Origin of the sequence: Thalassolituus marinus (assembly GCF_020320395.1) — a bacterium.
In the GTDB taxonomy this organism is placed as follows: domain Bacteria; phylum Pseudomonadota; class Gammaproteobacteria; order Pseudomonadales; family Oceanobacteraceae; genus Venatoribacter; species Venatoribacter marinus.
The window spans coordinates 1-877 of the sequence record NZ_JAEDAH010000069.1; the positions used below are offsets into that span (position 1 = coordinate 1).

The window sequence follows — 877 nt, forward strand, 5'->3', positions numbered from 1 at the left end:
CTGTGTAACGGACACAACACTTTACGCAGGCTGGGGGGATGCTGTTTATATCGATGCCGAGGGTAACACCCAGTCTTACTGGAAATTTGGTACTAACAGCCAGTTACCTGCGCTTAACCTGAACGGCACTCTGTATCGTGACAGCGATGGCGACGGCGCAGTGGATAGCGACGACCTGTGGCCAGACAACCGCGCGGCAGCCTATGACCGCGATGGCGATGGCTACCCGGATCGCTGGTCTGCAAACTGCGATGCCCAGTGTCGTGTCACTTCTGGCCTTGCCCTCGATAAATTCCCGGATAACGCTGCCGCCTGGCAGGATGATGATAATGACGGTCAGCCTGAGAGTTGGGACAACAACTGTGACAGCAGCTGTCAGCAAGCTTCTGGCTTGCTGTTTGACCTGTACCCGGATGATTTCGATAACGACGGCCTGAATACGCTGCAGGACCCGGACGATAACAATGATGGCATTGAAGATGCCGATGCAGACTCCGACGGCCTGATCGACGTAAGCACCCTGACGGAGCTGAATGCGATACGCTACAGCCTGAATGGTCAGGGCCAGCGCCTGTCAGACTCCGCCGATATCGATAGCAGTGGTTGTCCGGAGCAGATCGTAAATGGCCTGCCACAACCACGTTGCCGCGGCTATGAGCTGACGGCGGATCTGGATTTTGATACCAACGGTGATGGCCAGATAACTGAGCTGGATGACTGGTGGAATAACGGTGAAGGCTGGCTGCCGATTGGCAGCTATTCCAACCCCTTCATCGCTACTTTTGATGGTCGCGGTCATCAGATCAGGAATCTCTGGATTAATAGGCCTGGCTCTAACTATTCAGGTTTATTCGCTTCTGTACGAGAAGCCCGTTTG

Annotated in this window: 1 pseudogene; it reads left to right on the plus strand. The window is 54.6% G+C overall.

Annotation, left to right across the window (positions count from 1 at the left end):
- Positions 1 to 877 (plus strand): annotated as a pseudogene (locus tag I9W95_RS12185) (GLUG motif-containing protein); the annotation flags it as partial.